Raw genomic sequence first — 17,851 nt, 5'->3', positions numbered from 1 at the left:
CTCCTTCGGCGACGCTGAGCCGCTCCGCGGGAAGTGGCGCGAGGTGCGGTCGTTCATCCGCGGCTGCGTCGTGGCTGGTCGCCCACGCGGCGGAGCCGCATATCGACACAGCCGCGGCGGAGCCGCATATCGACACAGCCCCGCGCCCCTTCGGGGCGCCGAACCGCACCGGACTTCAGTGAGGCCGCTGAGACGCCTGTTCGCACACGGCGGGAGGGCGCACAGGTGGCACATCGGCGCGTGTCGGACACTCGTGCTCCCCCAGTTTGCCCAGCCGGGCGATACGGCGCACCCAGAGTGGGCCACCGGGCCGGAGCGAGGCGGCCTCAGCCTCACCCGACCTGGCCCGACGTCCGCCTCTCAGCCGCACCGGCCGCGTTCTAGCCCCGATGGCCGCCGTTCTCGGCCTGGAACATCCAGTGGTGCTTCTCCAGGTCACGGGTGAGCTCGATGAGAATGTCCTGGGTCACCGGGTCCGGCTCGTCGGTCGCCCTGATGCGCTCCCGCATCCGTCCGATCACCGCTCCGAGGGCGTCCACGAGCGTCCGGACGGCCTGCGCGTCATCGGTCCAGCCGTCCTTGACCGTGTCGACACCACTGGTCGCGGCGACCGTCTGGGCCCGCCCGTCCGGCGGCACCCCGAGCGCAGAGGCCCGCTCCGCCACCGTGTCGGCATACTCCCTGGTCGACGCCACGACGTCGTCGAGCTGTAGATGAACCGTGCGGAATCGCGGGCCCACGACGGTCCAGTGGATCTGCTTGCCCACCAGGTGGAGGTCGACGAGGTCGACGAGGGCGCCTTGCAGCGCGTCGGCGACGATCTTGAGGTGCTCCTCCGGCAGCGGGCTCTTCACCACAGACATCCACTTCCTCCTGTTCGACCGTTTGGCCCCTCTTGACTGCCTCTCTTCCTCTGGGGTCACCCGAATCCGGTCGGACAAACATCGAGGCCCCGACCGGTATGACTACCGGTCGGGGCCTCGGAGAGCCGACTTCTGAGGGCCTTCTCAGGCCGCCACCACGTCCACGGCTTCCTTGGGCGTCTTGATGGTCACCCGCTCCTCCGGGACGCCCGTAACGGACGTCACAGACACGGGGTTGAGCACGGGCCGCATGGGCGCCGGCACCTTCTCGGTGGTGGACGCGGCCGACTCGGCCAGTTCGGCGAGCGACAGCTCGTCGCTGACCTCGCGCATGACCTGCGACATCCGTACCTCCAGGGCGTCGCAGATGGCCGACAGCAGCTCGGATGAGGCTTCCTTCTGGCCGCGCTCGACCTCTGACAGATAGCCGAGCGACACCCGGGCGGAGGAGGAAACCTCGCGCAGAGTACGGCCCTGGCGCTGGCGCTGCCGGCGCAGCACGTCACCCAGCAGGCGACGGAGCAGAATCATCGCTGGCTCCCTCCTCGGACCTCGGATCCGGATCCTTCACGCCCCACCGTACCGCCTCGGGCTGCGCCCGTGCGGGGAGCGATGTCGTGTTCACTCAGGGCTGCAAACATCAAATCTCGTCGTGTTGTTCCGTATCCTTTGCCCCCGCCGTCGCGATCAATTCGCTGAACAGCAGCTTGACGGCGGCATGAACGGTCTGGCCGCGGATTCCGGCGCGGTCTCCTTCGAGCCGCAGCGCCGCCGCGGCCACCGCGTCCGAGGGCCCCGCGACGGCCACGTGAACGGTGCCCACGGGCTGGCCGTCCTGCGGTGTGGGACCCGCCACACCGGTGGTGGCCACGCCCCAGTCCGCGCCCAGCGCACGCCGTACGCCCCGGGCCATCTGCCGGGCCACCTCGGCGTCGACCGCGCCGCGCTCGGCCAGCAGGGCCCCGTCCACGCCCAGCACATCGTGCTTGAGGTCGGTGGCGTACGCCGTCACCGAGCCCCGGAAGGAGCGCGAGGCGCCGTCCACCGAGGTCAGCTCGGCGGCCACCAGACCGCCGGTGAGCGATTCGGCGGCGGCCAGGGTCTGCCCGCGCCGCTCCAGCAGCGCCAGCACATCGGCCGCCGTCCCGCCGTCGCTCACTGTGCGGCCTCCTCCGTCGTCCGTCCCGCCCGGCGCAGCACGATCGCCTGCCGGACGTAGTCGAGGCCGGTGACCACGGTCAGGACGACGGCCACGGCCATCACCCAGAACCGCAGCGAGGCCAGCGGTCCGGTCAGCGCCAGGATGTACATCCCGACGGCGGTGCCCTGCGCGAGCGTCTTCATCTTTCCGCCCCGGCTGGCCGGGATGACCCCGATCCGGATCACCCAGAACCGCATCAGTGTGATTCCGATCTCACGGAAGAGGATCACTCCCGTCACCCACCAGGGGAGGTCGGACAAGGCCGACAGACAGATCAGCGCCGCGCCCATGATCGCCTTGTCCGCGATCGGATCGGCGATCTTCCCGAAGTCGGTGACCAGGTTGTACCGGCGGGCCAGATGACCGTCGAAGAGGTCGGTGATCATGGCGATGGCGAACGCCGCCCACGCGAAGGAACGCCACGCCGGGTCGTACCCGCCATTGTGCAGCATCAACAACACGAACCCGGGCACCAGCAGCAGCCGCACCATGGTGAGGATGTTGGCGATGTTCCACAAACCGGCGGGCCTGACCGTGGCGGCGGCCGGTCGGCGGTGACCTCCCGCGGCGGAGGCCGGGACACCCGTCATCTGCCCGCCTCTCCGGTGGACGCGCCGCCGCCCTGCCGCTCCAGCGGTTCAAGCGGCTCCGCGACGAGGTCCACTCCCTCCGTCGCGATCACCTTCGCTTCGACCATACGGCCCACCTCCGGCTCCCCGTCGGTGCGCAGCAGCGTCTGGCCATCGGTCTCCGGCGCCTGGTGGGCGCCACGGCCCAGGACCGCCCCGGTGTCGTCGATCTCCTCCACCAGGACCTCCACGACCTCGCCGAGCCGCTCCTCCGCCCGCTGGGCGGTCAGCTCCTCCGCGAGCCGCGAGACGCGCTCCAGGCGCTCCGCGACCACCTCCGGGTCGACCTTGTTCTCGTAACCGGCGGCCTCGGTGCCGTCCTCGTCCGAGTACCCGAAGACGCCGATCGCGTCCAGCCGCGCCGCGTCGAGGAAACGCTCGAGCTCGGCCAGGTCCTCCTCGGTCTCGCCGGGGAAGCCGACGATGAAGTTGGACCGGGCGCCGGCCTGCGGCGCCTTGCCTCTGATCGTCTCCAGCAGCTCAAGGAACCGGTCGGTGTCGCCGAAGCGGCGCATGGCGCGCAGCACCCCGGGCGCCGAGTGCTGGAAGGACAGATCGAAGTACGGCGCGACCTTCTCGGTCGAGGTGAGCACGTCGATCAGCCCGGGACGCATCTCGGCGGGCTGGAGGTAGCTGACCCGGATCCGCTCGATGCCGTCCACCGCGGCCAGCTCCGGCAGCAGCGTCTCCAGCAGCCGGATGTCCCCGAGGTCCTTGCCGTACGAGGTGTTGTTCTCCGAGACCAGCATGATCTCCTTCACCCCCTGCTCGGCCAGCCAGCGGGTCTCGCCCAGCACATCGGAGGGGCGGCGGGAGATGAAGGAGCCGCGGAAGGACGGGATGGCGCAGAACGAGCACCGCCGGTCGCAGCCGGAGGCCAGCTTCACCGAGGCGACCGGGCTGCTGTCCAGTCTGCGCCGCAGCGGGGCCCGCGGCCCGGAGGCCGGGGCCACCCCCTCGGGCAGGTCTTCGGGCGCGGTGCCCTGGGCGTGGCCGGGGAGCGCCACCGAGGTGGCGTCCTGCCGCTCGGCGGGGCTGATCGGCAGCAGCTTGCGGCGGTCGCGCGGGGTGTGGGAGGCGTGGATGCCGCCGGAGAGGATGGTCTGGAGGCGGTCGGAGATATCGCCGTAGTCGTCGAAGCCGAGCACCCCGTCGGCCTCGGGCAGCGCCTCGGCGAGCTCCTTGCCGTACCGCTCGGCCATGCAGCCGACGGCCACCACGGCCTGGGTGCGGCCGTGGTCCTTCAGATCGTTCGCCTCCAGCAGGGCGTCGACCGAGTCCTTCTTGGCGGCTTCGACGAAGCCACAGGTGTTGACGACGGCGACGTCCGCGTCGGCGGCTTCCTCGACGAGCTCCCACCCGTCCGCCGCCAAGCGGCCTGCGAGCTCCTCCGAGTCCACCTCGTTACGGGCGCAGCCAAGAGTGACAAGGGCGACGGTGCGGCGTTCGGGCATGGGCTCAGACTACTTTGTCCCCACGACAGCCCCCGCTGCCAGGGCTGCCGATCTTCGCGCGGCTCAGCCCGCCTCGGGGTCCCCCTTGGTGTAGCTCAGCCGCTGGACGGCCCCGCTGGTGCCCACGTTCTTCACTTCCTTGCCGTTCACGAACAGCTTGATCGCCCCGGCGTTGCCCAGCACCAGGTCGATGCGCCTGCTGTCGCTGAAGGTCTTGGAGTCGCCCTCGCGCAGCACGCCCTCCTGGATCAGCCGGCCGTTGTGGTCCTGGGCGGAGATCCAGCTCTGGCCGCCCTCGGCGGTCAGCTTGACGGTGACCTTGTCCGCCGGGACGCCCGCGATGGCGCTGTCGGACGGGTCGGGCTTGTGCGGAGTGGCGGGCTTGGAGGGGGCGGCGGTGTTGGTGGGCGCGGAGGCGCTGGGCTTGGGCGAGGCAGTGTCCTCGGCGACGCTCGAGCCGTCGCCGTCGCCGCCCCGGAACAGGGTGAAGCCCACGAATCCGACGACGGCGACGATCGCCGCGACCATCGCGGCCGTCCAGTTGGGGCGCCGGGGCTCGGGGCGGATCCGCTCGGCCTCGAACAGCGGCGCCGGCGCGGTCGGCGCGGGCCGACCGCCGTGCTCGGCGTCGAACTGCGCGATCAGGGACTCCGGATCGAGCCCCACGGCGCGCGCGAGCACCCGGATGTGCCCCCGGGCGTAGACATCGCCGCCGCAGCGCGAGAAATCGTCCTGCTCGATGCCCCGCACGATGGGGGTGCGCACCCTGGTCGAGGAACTGACCTCGTCGACGGTCAGCCCCGCGGCGATACGGGCCTGCTGGAGGGCGCGACCGATGGAAGGCCGGTCGTCTTCGGGGGAGTTGCCGTCTTCGGGAAGGTTGCCGATGGACACGGGGGCGCCTTTCGAGCGTGAGCCACCTGCTGGGGGTTCAGTCTAGGGGTGGGGCGAAAGGGTCGGGCAAGCGGGAGGACGGAGTTTGTCCGCCATCGGGATTGCCGTTCGATCACGATTCTGGGATCTCACTCCGCCACCTCCCTCAACTTGACGTTTCGGTAGGGGAAACGGTTGCCCGCCAAACCCTTATGAGTGAGCCTTACCGCGGATCACGTCGAGCACGCCATCCAATTCATCCGGCTTGACGAGCACATCGCGCGCCTTCGATCCCTCGCTCGGGCCGACGATGTTCCGGGACTCCATGAGATCCATCAGCCGCCCCGCCTTGGCGAAACCCACCCGCAGCTTGCGCTGAAGCATCGACGTGGAGCCGAACTGAGTGGAAACCACCAGCTCAGCGGCCTGGCAGAGCAGATCGAGATCATCGCCGATCTCCTCGTCGATCTCCTTCTTCTTCGATGTCCCGACCGTCACGTCGTCGCGGAAGACCGGCGCCATCTGCTCCTTGCAGTGGGCGACGACCGCCTCGACCTCGGACTCGGTGACATAGGCGCCCTGCATCCGGGTGGGTTTGTTCGCGCCCATCGGCAGGAAGAGGCCGTCGCCCTTGCCGATCAGCTTCTCGGCGCCGGGCTGGTCCAGGATGACGCGGCTGTCTGCCAGCGAGGAGGTGGCGAAGGCGAGTCGTGAGGGCACATTGGCCTTGATCAGACCGGTGACGACGTCCACGGAGGGGCGCTGGGTGGCCAGCACCAAGTGGATCCCGGCCGCGCGCGCCAGCTGTGTGATCCGCACGATCGAGTCCTCGACGTCCCGCGGTGCGACCATCATCAAATCGGCCAGCTCGTCGACGATCACCAGCAGATACGGATAGGGCTTGAGCTCCCGCTCGCTCCCCTCGGGCTCCTTCACCTTCCCCTTGCGGACCGCCGCGTTGAAGTCGTCGATATGGCGGAAGCCGTAGGCCGCGAGGTCGTCATAGCGAAGATCCATCTCCCGTACGACCCATTGGAGCGCCTCGGCGGCGCGCTTGGGGTTGGTGATGATCGGTGTGATCAGATGCGGGATGCCCTCGTAGGCGGTCAGCTCCACCCGCTTGGGGTCGACCAGCACCATCCGCACATCGTCCGGCGTGGCCCGGACCATGATCGACGTGATCAGGCAGTTGATGCAGGACGACTTGCCGGAACCGGTCGCGCCCGCCACCAGCACATGCGGCATGGTGGCCAGGTTGGCCGCCACATAGCCGCCCTCGACGTCCTTGCCCAGCCCGACGAGCATCGGATGGTCGTCGCCGACGGAATTCGCCGAGCGCAGCACATCGCCCAGGTTGACCATCTCGCGGTCGCTGTTGGGGATTTCGATGCCGACGGCCGACTTGCCGGGGATCGGGCTGATGATACGGACATCGGGGCTGGCGACCGCGTAGGCGATGTTCTTGGTCAGCGCGGTGATCCGCTCGACCTTGACGGCCGGGCCCAGTTCCACCTCGTAACGGGTGACCGTCGGGCCGCGGGTGAAGCCGGTGACGGCGGCGTCCACCTTGAACTCCGTGAACACCTTCGTCAGCGAGTCCACGACCGCGTCGTTGGCCGCGCTGCGGGTCTTGCCGGGGCCGCCGCGCTCCAGCAGGTCGAGCGAGGGCAGCGAGTAGGTGATGTCACCGGAGAGCTGAAGCTGCTCGGCGCGCGGCGGCAGCGGCGCGCCTGACTCGACCGCGGCCCGGGTGAGATCGGGGACCTGCTGCGGATCCGCCTCGCCGGCTCCGTCCGTACGGCCCTTCCCGGCCGCCGCCTTACCCTTGGCGCCGCCCTTCCCGGACTCCTTGTCGGCATCGCGCGCGCCCGGCACCCCGCCGCTCGCGGCTCCGTCCTCGCGGTCACCCGAAAGCCCGTTGCTGAGCCCGGCGACGAGCGGCGAGGGCTGCACACCGTGGAGCACGGCCCCGTCCAGCGAGGCGGCGGCAGCGGCCGCCACGTCCACCGCGTCCAAGGGCCGGTCGAGCGGCGGTTGGGCGGACGACGAGCGGCGCGAGCGCCGGCGCTTGCGCAGCGCCTCCTCCTCGGCCCGCTCCGGGCCTCCGGCACCGTCCGGGTCCTCTTTGGCGAGCGAGGTCCCGCGAGGCCGTCTGCCGGGCGTCTCGCGCCATTCGTCGGCGTACTCCGCCGCGTCGTACCCGGCCTCCGACGCGTATGCGTCCCCGTGGTCCCGCACCAGGCCCAGCCGGACGCCCAGCTGCCGCAGCCGCTGCGGAATCGCGGCGACCGGCGTCGCGGTGACCACCAGCAGCCCGAAGACGGTGAGCAGCACCAGCAGCGGCACCGCCAGCACGTCGCCCATCAGGTAGATCAGCGGCCGGGATACGGCCCAGCCGATCAGACCGCCCGCGTCCTGCATCGCCTCGGTGCCCTCGCCGCGCCCCGGGGCGCCACAGGCGATGTGCACCTGTCCCAGGACGCCGATGACGAGCGCCGAGAGCCCGATGACGATCCGCCCGTTGGCCTCCGGCCGCTCCGGGTGGAGGATCAGCCGGACCGCGATGGTGCCCAGCAGTATCGGCACCACCAGGTCGAGCCGGCCGAAGGCGCCGGTGATCAGCATCTCGACCAGCCTGCCGACCGGCCCGTCCAGATTGGACCAGGTGCCCGCCGCGACGATCAGGGCGAGCGCGAACAGCAGCAGGGCGCTGCCGTCCTTGCGGTGGGCCGGGTCGAGTCCCTTGGCGCCGCGTCCTATGCCGCGGAACATCGCCGCGAGGCCGCGCGCCATGCCCATCCACACGGCGCGCACGATGCGGAACACGCCGCTGGTCGGATTCGGGGCGGGTGCCGGCGCCGCCTTGGCCGCCGCCTTCTTCGACGCCGCTTTCTTCGCGGGCGCGGCGGACTTCTTGGCAGGTGCCTTCTTCGCGGGCGCCTTCTTGGCGGCCGCCTTCTTCGCCGCGCCTCCGGACTGCCCGGCGCGCTTCTTCGAGGTGCCCGCCGTGCTCTGGGAACCCTTGCCGGACGTACGAGAGGCCATGGAGGCGAGGTTACCCGCGTCCGCCGTACGGAGCACGCATGGCGGGGGTATCAGGCACCACTGACGTCACACCGGTGCCGCCACGGCGACGAGGCGGTGAGACGGCCGTGACGGCGCGTCAAAGTGCGGGTGACCGGTCGGCGATGACCGACCGACGGCGACGGTCGGGCGGGCGGGCGGATCAGTTCTGCGAGGGGACCTGGCCGGCGCCGCTGCCCGCACCCGGCTCGAGCGCGTCCAGCGCCCGCCGCAGACCGGTCAGCTTGCGCTCCAGATGGGCCGCGGTGGCCACGGCCGCGGCGTCGGCCGACTCGTCCAGCTGCTTGGACAGCGCCTCGGCCTGCTCCTCGACGGCGGCGAGCCGCGCGGACAGCTCGGCGAGCAGCCCCGCCGACTCCTTGGCCTCCCCGGCGGCGGGCTGGCCGCCCTCCAACTGAAGCCGCAGCAGCGACGCCTGCTCCCGCAGCTGGCAGTTCTTCATGTACAGATCCACGAAGACCGAGACCTTGGCTCTGAGCACCCACGGGTCGAAGGGTTTGGAGATGTAGTCCACCGCGCCGGCCGCATAGCCCCGGAAGGTGTGGTGCGGGCCGTGGTTGATCGCCGTGAGGAAAATGATCGGGATGTCGCGGGTCCGCTCCCGGCGCTTGATGTGCGCCGCGGTCTCGAATCCGTCCATGCCCGGCATCTGGACGTCCAGCAGAATCACCGCGAAGTCGTCCGTCAGCAGCGCCTTGAGCGCTTCCTCCCCTGACGATGCCCGCACCAGGGTCTGATCGAGCGCGGAGAGAATGGCCTCCAGCGCCAGCAGATTCTCCGGCCGGTCATCGACCAGGAGGATCTTGGCCTTCTGCACCATGCCCCGTCCTCCTCGTCCCGGCTTGGGGTCTCCCCAGCTCGCAGAGCTGGGGGAAGCACCGGGCGCCGCCCCAGGGGACGGCTCCCTTGCGCCGCCCGTCCTTGTGCCGGTCATGGTAGCCGCACCCCGCTGTTCGCCACACCCTGTCACCGCGATGTCACTGTGCACGTAGCAGAAACGCGGTGGGAGACCAGAAGGTTCCCCGAATACCGCGTTCCCACACGTGTTCGGCGACACTCAGTCAACACCACGGTTGTCCCGCGCGTACCTCGGGTCACTCCACCGACATCCACTGCTCCATCACCGTAAGAAGATGATCGGTGTCGACCGGCTTGGTGACGTAGTCCGACGCACCCGCTTCGATGCTCTTCTCCCGGTCGCCCTTCATCGCCTTCGCGGTGAGGGCGATGATCGGCAGCCCGGCGAACTGCGGCATCCTGCGGATCGCGGCCGTCGTGGCGTATCCGTCCATCTCCGGCATCATGATGTCCATCAGGACCAGTACGACATCGTCGTGCTGCTCCAGGACCTCGATGCCCTCCCGGCCGTTCTCCGCGTACAGCACTTGCAGCCCGTGCTGCTCCAGCACGCTGGTCAGCGCGAAGACATTACGGATGTCGTCGTCGACGATCAACACCTTCTCGCCGTGGAAGCCGCCCACCGGCTCCGGGGCCACCAGATCCTGGCCGCCCAGCAGCCACGGCTCGGGGGCCTGAGCCTGCCGTCCCGGCCGGCGGCCCGCCGACCGGGCGCCCGACTCCGTCTCCGGCTGCGGCGGGGCCTGCTCCGCGTCGGTCCGCGACGCCTCCTCCTCGGCCCGCTGACGCCGCCGGAACAGCCCGGAGCCGCCACGGCCGCGCGCCGCCGTAGAGCCCTCGGAGGCGTCCTGTGCGGCCTCCTCCCGCTCCGCCACGGCACCGTTCTCCGCGGTCTCCTCCGCGGCGCTGGGGAACGCCTCGAGCGCCAGCGGAGCCGAGCTGCTCGGGGCGAGCTGCGGGTAGCCCTGGGGCGGCAGCTCGCTGGGGTGCAGCGGCAGGTAGAGCGTGAACGTCGAGCCGCGGCCCGGCTCGCTGGCCGCGTGGATCTCGCCGCCCAGCAGCCGGGCGATCTCCCGGCTGATGGACAGGCCAAGTCCGGTGCCGCCGTACTTACGGCTGGTGGTGCCGTCGGCCTGCTTGAACGCCTCGAAGATCACTCGCATCTTGCTCGCCGCGATGCCGATACCGGTGTCGGTCACCGAGAAGGCGATCATCTCGGCGTCCGCGTCGCGCAGCGCACCGTGCTCCAGCAGCTGCTCCCGGATGGCGTGCGGCACATCCGCGCCCGCCGGCCGGATGACCAGCTCCACGGCGCCGCTGTCGGTGAACTTCACCGCGTTGGACAGCAGATTGCGCAGCACCTGTAGCAGCCGCTGCTCGTCGGTGTGCAGCGTCGCCGGGAGCTCCGGCGACACCCTTACGGAGAAGTCCAGGCCCTTCTCCGCGGTCAGCGGCCGGAAGGTGGCCTCCACATAGTCGACGAGCTGGACCAGGGCGATACGGGTCGGGCTGACGTCCATCTTGCCCGCCTCGACCTTCGACAGGTCCAGGATGTCGTTGATCAGCTGAAGCAGGTCGGAGCCCGCGCCGTGGATGGTCTCGGCGAACTCCACCTGCTTCGGCGAGAGGTTGCCGTCGGCGTTGTCGGCGAGCAACTTGGCCAGGATCAGCAGCGAGTTGAGCGGCGTGCGCAGCTCGTGCGACATGTTCGCCAGGAACTCGCTCTTGTAGCGCATCGAGACGGCGAGCTGCTCGGCACGCTCCTCCAGCACCTGCCGGGCTTCCTCGATCTCGGTGTTCTTGACCTCGATGTCGCGGTTCTGGCGGGCCAGCCGCTCGGACTTCTCCTCCAGCTCCGCGTTGGACGACTGGAGGGCCTTCTGCCGGTTCTCCAGCTCGGCCGACCGCTCCCGAAGCTGCTCGGTCAGCTCCTGCGACTGCTTCAGCAGCACCTCGGTCTTGGTGTTGACGCTGATGGTGTTGACGCTGGTGCCGATCATCTCGGCGATCTGGTTGAGGAAGTCCTTCTGGATCTGGGCGAACGGCTGGAACGACGCCAGCTCGATCACGCCCAGCAGCTGCCCCTCGAAGAGCACCGGCAACACGATCACATGGGCCGGAGCCGCCTCGCCGAGCCCCGAGGCGATCTTGAGATAGCCCGGCGGCACGTTCTCCACCAGGATCGGGCGCTTCTCCTCGGCGACCGTGCCGATCAGCGTCTCACCGGGCTTGAAGCGGTTGGGCATCGAGCCCTGGGTGTAGCCGTAGGAGCCGACCAGCAGCAGTTCGTAGCCGTCGTCGGAGGTGCTGTCCGCGACCACCTCGGTGCCCTCGCCGGGCGGTACGGCCAGGAAGAACGCACCGTGCTGGGCGGAGACCACCGGGGTCAGCTCGCTCATGATCAGCCGGGCGACGTCCTCCAGGTCGCGACGGCCCTGCATCAGACCGGAGATCCGGGCCAGGTTGCCCTTGAGCCAGTCCTGCTCCTTGTTGGCGAGCGTGGTCTCGCGCAGGTTGGCGATCATGGTGTTGATGTGGTCCTGGAGGACCTGGATCTCGCCGGAGGCGTCCACGTCGATCTTGAGGTTGAGATCGCCGCGGGTCACCGCGGTGGCCACCTCGGCGATGGCGCGCACCTGACGGGTCAGGTTCCCGGCCATCTCGTTCACCGACTCGGTCAGGTCCTTCCAGGTGCCGGCCACGTCCCGCACCCGCGCCTGGCCGCCCAGCTGGCCTTCGGTGCCCACCTCACGGGCCACCCGGGTCACCTGGTCGGCGAACGACGAGAGCTGGTCCACCATCGTGTTGATGGTCGTCTTCAGCTCGAGGATCTCGCCACGCGCCTCGATGTCGATCTTCTTGGTCAGATCACCCTGGGCGATGGCCGTGGTGACCATGGCGATGTTGCGGACCTGGCCGGTCAGGTTGGACGCCATCGAGTTCACGGACTCGGTGAGGTCCTTCCACGTCCCCGAGACGCCGGGCACCCGGGCCTGGCCGCCCAGGATGCCGTCCGTGCCCACCTCGCGGGCCACGCGGGTGACCTCGTCGGCGAACGACGACAGCGTCGTCACCATCGTGTTGACGGTGTCGGCCAGCGCCGCGACCTCGCCGCGCGCCTCGACCGTCACCTTCTTCGTCAGATCGCCGTTGGCGACCGCGGCCGAGACCTGCGAGATGTTCCGCACCTGGATGGTCAGGTTGTTGGCCATCAGGTTGACGTTGTTGCTCAGGTCCTTCCAGATACCGGTCACGCCCGGAACCCGCGCCTGACCGCCCAACTGCCCCTCGGTGCCCACCTCACGGGCCACCCGGGTCACCTGCTCGGCGAACGACGACAGCTGGTCCACCATCGTGTTCACCGTGGTGACCAGCTCCAGGATCTCGCCCTTGGCATCGACGGTGATCTTCTTCGACAGATCGCCCTTGGCGACCGCCGTCGTCACCTCCGCGATCGAACGCACCTGGGACGTCAGGTTGTTGGCCATGCTGTTGACGGACTGGGTGAGGTCCTTCCACGTCCCGGAGACGCCCTGCACCTCGGCCTGGCCGCCCAACTGGCCCTCGGTGCCCACCTCGCGGGCGACCCTGGTGACCTCCTCCGCGAAGGACGACAGCTGGTCGACCATCGTGTTCAGAGTGTTCTTCAGCTCCAGGATCTCGCCGCGCGCATCGACGTCGATCTTCTGGGAGAGGTCACCGCGCGCGACCGCCGTGGCCACCTGCGCGATATTGCGCACCTGGGCGGTCAGGTTGCCCGCCATGCCGTTCACCGAGTCGGTCAGATCGCGCCAGACGCCCGCCACACCGGGCACCTGCGCCTGACCGCCCAGCCTGCCGTCCGTACCCACCTCGCGGGCGACCCGGGTCACCTGCTCGGCGAAGTCGGAGAGCTGGTCGACCATCGTGTTGATGGTGTTCTTCAGCTCCAGGATCTCGCCGCGCGCGTCCACCTCGATCTTCTGCGACAGATCGCCGCGCGCGACCGCGGTCGTCACCTGGGCGATACCGCGCACCTGCGCCGTCAGGTTCCCGGCCATGGAGTTCACGGAGTCGGTCAGATCGGCCCAGACGCCGCTGACCCCGTCCACCCGGGCCTGACCGCCCAGCCGGCCCTCGGTGCCCACGTCCCGCGCCATCCTGGTGACCTGGTCGGCGAACGAGGACAGCTGGTCCACCATGGTGTTCACGGTGTTCTTCAGCTTGAGCATCTCACCGGAGACGTCGACGGTGACCTTCTGCGACAGGTCGCCGTTCGCCACGGCCGTCGTCACCTGGGCGATGTTGCGCACCTGTCCGGTGAGGTTCCGGAACGCGGTGTTCACCGAATCGGTGAGATCCTTCCACGTCCCCGCCGCACCCGGCACCTGCGCCTGACCGCCCAGCTCGCCCTCGACGCCGATCTCCCGGGCGACTCGTGTCACCTCGGCGCCGAACGACTGGAGCTGGTCCACCATCGTGTTGACGGTGTTCTTCAGCTCCAGCATCTCTCCGGCCACATCGACGGTGACCTTCTGCGACAGATCACCGTTCGCCACCGCCGTCGTCACCTGGGCGATGTCCCGCACCTGAGCGGTGAGGTTCCGGAACGCGGTGTTCACCGAATCGGTGAGATCCTTCCACGTCCCCGCCGCACCCGGCACCTGCGCCTGACCGCCCAGCAGCCCCTCGGCGCCGACCTCGCTGGCCACCCGCGTGACCTCGTCCGCGAAGGTACGCAGCGTCTCGGTCATGGTGTTGATCGTGTCGGCCAGCTGCGCGACCTCGCCGCGTGCGCTCACCGTCACCTTCTGCGACAGATCACCATTGGCCACCGCCGTGGTGACCTGGGCGATCCCGCGCACCTGCGCGGTCAGGTTCCCGGCCATGAGGTTGACGGAGTCGGTGAGGTCCTTCCAGACGCCCGCGACGCCCGGCACCTTCGCCTGGCCGCCGAGCTCACCCTCGGTGCCCACCTCACGGGCGACCCGGGTCACCTCGGAGGCGAAGGAGGAGAGCTGGTCCACCATCGTGTTGACGGTTTCCTTCAGCTCGAGCATCTCCCCGGACACATGAACCGTGACCTTCCGGGAGAGATCACCCTTGGCCACCGCCGTGGTCACGAGAGCGATGTCACGGACCTGAGCGGTGAGCCGGGAAGCCATCGTGTTGACGGACTCCGTGAGATCCTTCCACGAACCCGACATTCCGCGGACCCGGGCCTGGCCGCCCAGCTTGCCCTCGGTGCCGACCTCGCTCGCGACCCGCGTCACCTCGTCGGTGAACGCCGAAAGCTGATCCACCAGGCCGTTGACCGTACGGCCCACCTTCAGGAACTCACCCCGCAGGGGATGCGCCGACCCGTCGGAGCCCTGCGCCCGCAGGTCCATCCGCTGTTCCAGGTCGCCCTCGGCGACCGCCGACAGCACCCGGCCCACCTCGGACACCGGCCGTACAAGATCGTCCACCAGGGCGTTGGACGCGTCAATGGCCGCGGCCCACTGCCCCTCACAGGCGCCGGTCTCCAGCCGCTCGGTGAGCTTGCCCTCGCGGCCGACCACCCGCCGCACCCGGGTCAGCTCGCCCGTGAGCTGTAGATTGCGATCCGCGACCTCGTTGAAGACGGCCGCGATCTCGGACATCACGCCCTCGCCCGAGACCGTGAGCCGCTTGCGGAAGTTCCCGTCCCGCATGGCCGTCATCGCGGTCAGCAGCCGGTTCAGGGCCGCCGTCTCCACTTCAGTCGTCCCATTGCTCCGGGACCGTCCGCCTTTCGCGCGCGTATTCGTGCCCCGCGCCGCTGCGCCAGACTCCACCGTGTCCCTCCCGCAGGGTTGACCGTCCTCGTCGGGTTCTTCTTCCAGCTTCCCCAGTGTTTCACCATGCCCCAACCAGGCCATAACAGTTCGGCAGCATCCCACACCGCCGAGGCACCTCCGGGTGGAATCGAAGCGGACCGGCATTCGCGAAGGCATCGGTGGTAAGTAACCTGGCAACCGGCCAGGGCATCGGAGGGGCGCTGCGACATGGGTGAGCAGTTCGCCGAGACATTTATGAGGAGACCTGTGATCACCGCGCGGGCAGCCGCCACCTTCGAGCCGGTGGGACGCTCGGTCGCCGCCGCCCGCACCTTTGTCCGGGACACCCTTCAGGGGTGGGGCCTCACCGACATCGTGGACGACGCCGTCGTCCTGACCAGCGAACTCGTCACCAACGCGGTGGTGCACGCCGGTACCACCGCCGATGTGGTCTGCATCCGCGCCGACACCGGAGTGCGCGTCGAGGTCGCCGACCGCTACCCAGAGCGAGAGGTCCCGCTCCAGAGCAACGGCGGCCACCACTTCGGGCACCCCGACCGCGAGGGCGGCCGCGGTCTGCTGCTGTGCGCCGCGCTCGCCGCCCGCTGGGGCGTCGAGTACACCGCGACCCACAAGCAGGTCTGGTTCCAGCTCGACTTCCCCGACCGCCCGGCCGGCACCCGGGCCGCCGGGCCCGCCCTGCCCTCCAGCGCCCTGCCCATCGCCGACTCCCGGGTCCGGGTGGGCGTCGTCCAGGTCGACAGCGGCGGACTGATCAGCGCCTGGAACGACGACGCTCAGGAGCTGTTCGGTTACCATCCGGAACAGATCATCGGCAAGCCGCTGACCGACCTCGCGGCCTGGCCGCACACCCCCGGCACCGGCACCGGCGTCGCCGAGGCGCTTCTGCTCTCCCGCTGGGAGGGCTCCTACGGCATCCGCGGCGCCGACGGCCGGGTCTCCCCCGTCTACGCCTCCCACCTGCGCATCCGCGACGCCGAGGGCGAGCCGTCCACCGTCTGTCTGCTGGTCCGCGACCGCGAGCGCGCCGTGCTCCAGAGCCCGATGCGCGGTGCGAACGTGGACACCGCCGAAACCGCCGAGCGGGGCCCGGCCACCGACGCCTTCGAGGTCTTCATCGGCTCCCCGGCCCCCGACGACCTCGACGGACTGCTCCAGCGCACCGTCGAGCGGGCCCGCGACATGCTCGACGGCGACGCCGCCTATCTGCTGCTCGCCACCGACGACGAGACCGAACTGGAGGTCCGCGCCTCCACCGGGCTACCCTCCGCCCGCCAGCGCTTCGCCCGCGTCCCCGTCGAAGCGGGCACCGGGCGCTACGGCTCGGCCCGGATGCCCGCCGTCCACGAGGATCTGTCCGCGGTGCCCGGCGCCGTTCCCCTGCTGGTGAACACGGGGATGCGCTCCGTGGTCACCGTCCCGCTCAAGGTCGAGGGCCGGCTCACCGGCTCACTCGGCGTCGCCGCCGAGTCCCCCGCCCGCTACAGCAACGAAGAGGCCCTGCGGCTACAGTTCGCCGCCGACCGCATCGCCCTCGCCGTCGAGCGCGCCCGCCTCACCGAGCTTGAGCGGCTGCGCCGCGGCTCCCTGTCCTTCCTCGTCGAGGCGTCCGACCTCCTCGCGGGCACCCTGGACCGCAATCAGACACTGGCCCTCATGGCCCAGATGACGGTGCCCACGCTGGCCAGTTGGTGTGCCGTCTATACGGTCGCCGACCAGGTGTCCGAACCCGAGCTGTCGTACGTTCTGCATGAGGACGAGGACCGCATCGACGGGCTCAAGGCCCTGCTGATGAAGATCGACCCACCGGAGCAGGTCCCCACCGGCGGCGCCCGCAGCTGGTCCGGCCCCTATGACGCGGCCCACGCCGCCGCCCTGCGCACCTCGCTGCGCAGCCTCAGCCTCGGCGACTCCGCCCGCCCCTCCTCCGGCCCCGGCGCCTCGCTCGCGACCGCCTCCGCGGTCGGCGGGGAGACGGTCGTACTGCCCCTGGTGGCCCGCAACCGCGTCATCGGCATGCTCATCCTCGGCAAGCCCACCGACGAGCACTTCCGCCAGGAGAACCTGGAGCTGGCCGAGGACCTCTCCCGCCGGGCCGCGCTCGCGCTGGACAACGCGCGGCTCTACTCGGAGCGCACCGCGATCAGCCAGTCCCTCCAGCGCAGTCTGCTGCCGCCCGAGCAGCCCGAGGTCCCCGGCGTCGAGGTCGAGGTCATCTACCGCGCGGCGGGCGAGGGCAACGAGGTCGGCGGCGACTTCTACGACCTCTTCCCGATCCGCGACGGGGCGTACGGCTTCGCCATCGGCGATGTCTGCGGCACGGGACCGGAGGCCGCCGCGGTCACCGGGCTCGCCCGGCACGCCCTGCGGCTGCTCGCCCGCGAGGGCTTCGGCGGCCCGGCGGTCCTGGAGCGGCTCAACGCGGCGATCCTCGACGAGGGCGCCCGCAGCCGCTTCCTGACCCTCCTCTACGGCGAGTTGTGGCCGCAGCACGACGGCAGCGCGGTGCTCAAGGTCGTCTGCGCCGGACACCCGCTGCCGCTCAGGCTGCGCCAGGACGGCAGCGTGGAGGCGGCGGCCGAGCCCCAGCCGCTGCTCGGCGTCATGGACGATCTGGAGCTGTACGAGCAGACGGTGACGCTCGACCCCGGCGATGTGCTGCTGTGCGTCACCGACGGCGTGACGGAGCGGCGCGAGGGCACCAGGATGCTCGGCGACGACGGCCTCATCGACGTCCTCACGACCTGCACCGGCCTTACGGCGGGCGCGGTGGCCGCCCGGGTGCTGCGGGCGGTCGAGCGCTTCGCCGCGGAGCCGCCGTCCGACGACATGGCGATCCTGGCGATGCGCGTCCCGGAGCCCGAGCCCGCCGACGCCTGAGGCGCCCGGGCGTCGCCGGGCCTCCGGCGACGCCCGGACATGACGAAGGCCCCCGCCAATTGGCGGGGGCCTTCGCAGGAGAGCCCCAATACGGAATCGAACCGTAGACCTTCTCCTTACCATGGAGACGCTCTGCCGACTGAGCTATTGGGGCGCGTCGACGAGATCGATCATACCCGAACTCGGGTGCGCTCCCGACCACTCGCCCCGT

General features: G+C 70.1%; 10 protein-coding genes and 1 tRNA gene. 1 reads left to right on the top strand and 10 read right to left on the bottom strand.

Annotated elements, in window-relative coordinates; genetic code table 11:
* Positions 1-380: 380 nt before the first annotated feature.
* From ACJX2R_RS36470 to ACJX2R_RS36430, 9 genes are all read right to left on the bottom strand, one after another.
* The gene (locus tag ACJX2R_RS36470; RefSeq protein WP_262702851.1) at positions 381-863 is read right to left on the bottom strand and encodes a Dps family protein; all 483 of its coding nucleotides are present in this window, start codon (positions 861-863) and stop codon (positions 381-383) included.
* A gap of 144 nt (positions 864-1,007) precedes the next feature.
* Positions 1,008-1,394 carry a helix-turn-helix domain-containing protein gene (locus ACJX2R_RS36465; protein ID WP_020868033.1) on the bottom strand — a complete coding sequence of 129 codons (387 nt, stop codon included), beginning with the start codon at positions 1,392-1,394 and terminating at the stop codon, positions 1,008-1,010.
* 109 nt (positions 1,395-1,503) lie between these two features.
* On the bottom strand, positions 1,504-2,022 hold the full coding sequence (locus ACJX2R_RS36460; RefSeq protein WP_413103554.1) for a CinA family protein: 519 nt from the start codon (positions 2,020-2,022) through the stop codon (positions 1,504-1,506).
* Positions 2,019-2,654 carry a CDP-diacylglycerol--glycerol-3-phosphate 3-phosphatidyltransferase gene (gene pgsA / locus ACJX2R_RS36455; protein WP_262702853.1) on the bottom strand — a complete coding sequence of 212 codons (636 nt, stop codon included), beginning with the start codon at positions 2,652-2,654 and terminating at the stop codon, positions 2,019-2,021. Before pgsA ends, ACJX2R_RS36460 begins: the two co-directional genes overlap by 4 nt.
* Positions 2,651-4,147 (bottom strand): 30S ribosomal protein S12 methylthiotransferase RimO, encoded by a 1,497-nt coding sequence (gene rimO / locus ACJX2R_RS36450; protein WP_262702854.1) that lies wholly within the window; start codon positions 4,145-4,147, stop codon positions 2,651-2,653. The genes pgsA and rimO overlap by 4 nt, the downstream gene beginning before the upstream one ends.
* Before the next feature lie 63 nt (positions 4,148-4,210).
* Entirely contained in the window at positions 4,211-5,041 is an 831-nt protein-coding gene (locus tag ACJX2R_RS36445) for a helix-turn-helix domain-containing protein (protein WP_413103553.1), read from the bottom strand.
* Between the two features lie 189 nt (positions 5,042-5,230).
* Entirely contained in the window at positions 5,231-8,065 is a 2,835-nt protein-coding gene (locus ACJX2R_RS36440; RefSeq protein ID WP_413103552.1) for a DNA translocase FtsK, read from the bottom strand.
* 181 nt (positions 8,066-8,246) lie between these two features.
* Entirely contained in the window at positions 8,247-8,924 is a 678-nt protein-coding gene (locus ACJX2R_RS36435) for a two-component system response regulator (RefSeq protein WP_020868040.1), read from the bottom strand.
* A gap of 274 nt (positions 8,925-9,198) precedes the next feature.
* The gene (locus ACJX2R_RS36430; RefSeq protein ID WP_413103551.1) at positions 9,199-14,757 is read right to left on the bottom strand and encodes a HAMP domain-containing protein; all 5,559 of its coding nucleotides are present in this window, start codon (positions 14,755-14,757) and stop codon (positions 9,199-9,201) included.
* Between the two features lie 249 nt (positions 14,758-15,006).
* On the opposite strand from ACJX2R_RS36430, the gene ACJX2R_RS36425 reads away from it, so the two are divergent.
* A complete protein-coding gene (locus ACJX2R_RS36425; protein WP_413103550.1) occupies positions 15,007-17,640 on the top strand; it encodes a SpoIIE family protein phosphatase in 2,634 nt (877 codons plus the stop codon).
* A gap of 81 nt (positions 17,641-17,721) precedes the next feature.
* Here the strand turns inward: ACJX2R_RS36425 and ACJX2R_RS36420 are convergent.
* Positions 17,722-17,794: transfer RNA gene (locus ACJX2R_RS36420), tRNA-Thr, on the bottom strand.
* Between the last annotated feature and the right edge of the window lie 57 nt (positions 17,795-17,851).

It is taken from the genome of Streptomyces sp. Inha503 (genome assembly GCF_047215865.1).
Taxonomy (GTDB): domain Bacteria; phylum Actinomycetota; class Actinomycetes; order Streptomycetales; family Streptomycetaceae; genus Streptomyces; species Streptomyces lycopersici.
The sequence above is the reverse complement of the archived record's forward strand: the minus strand, read 5'-3'. Positions and strand labels throughout refer to the sequence as shown.

Excerpts from the sequence above, each read along its gene's own strand:
- ACJX2R_RS36470 (WP_262702851.1), bottom strand. The coding sequence starts at position 863 with ATGTCTGTGGTGAAGAGCCCGCTGCCGGAGGAGCACCTCAAGATCGTC.
- ACJX2R_RS36465 (WP_020868033.1), bottom strand. The coding sequence starts at position 1,394 with ATGATTCTGCTCCGTCGCCTGCTGGGTGACGTGCTGCGCCGGCAGCGC.
- pgsA (WP_262702853.1), bottom strand. The coding sequence starts at position 2,654 with ATGACGGGTGTCCCGGCCTCCGCCGCGGGAGGTCACCGCCGACCGGCC.
- rimO (WP_262702854.1), bottom strand. The coding sequence starts at position 4,147 with ATGCCCGAACGCCGCACCGTCGCCCTTGTCACTCTTGGCTGCGCCCGT.
- ACJX2R_RS36440 (WP_413103552.1), bottom strand. The coding sequence starts at position 8,065 with ATGGCCTCTCGTACGTCCGGCAAGGGTTCCCAGAGCACGGCGGGCACC.
- ACJX2R_RS36435 (WP_020868040.1), bottom strand. The coding sequence starts at position 8,924 with ATGGTGCAGAAGGCCAAGATCCTCCTGGTCGATGACCGGCCGGAGAAT.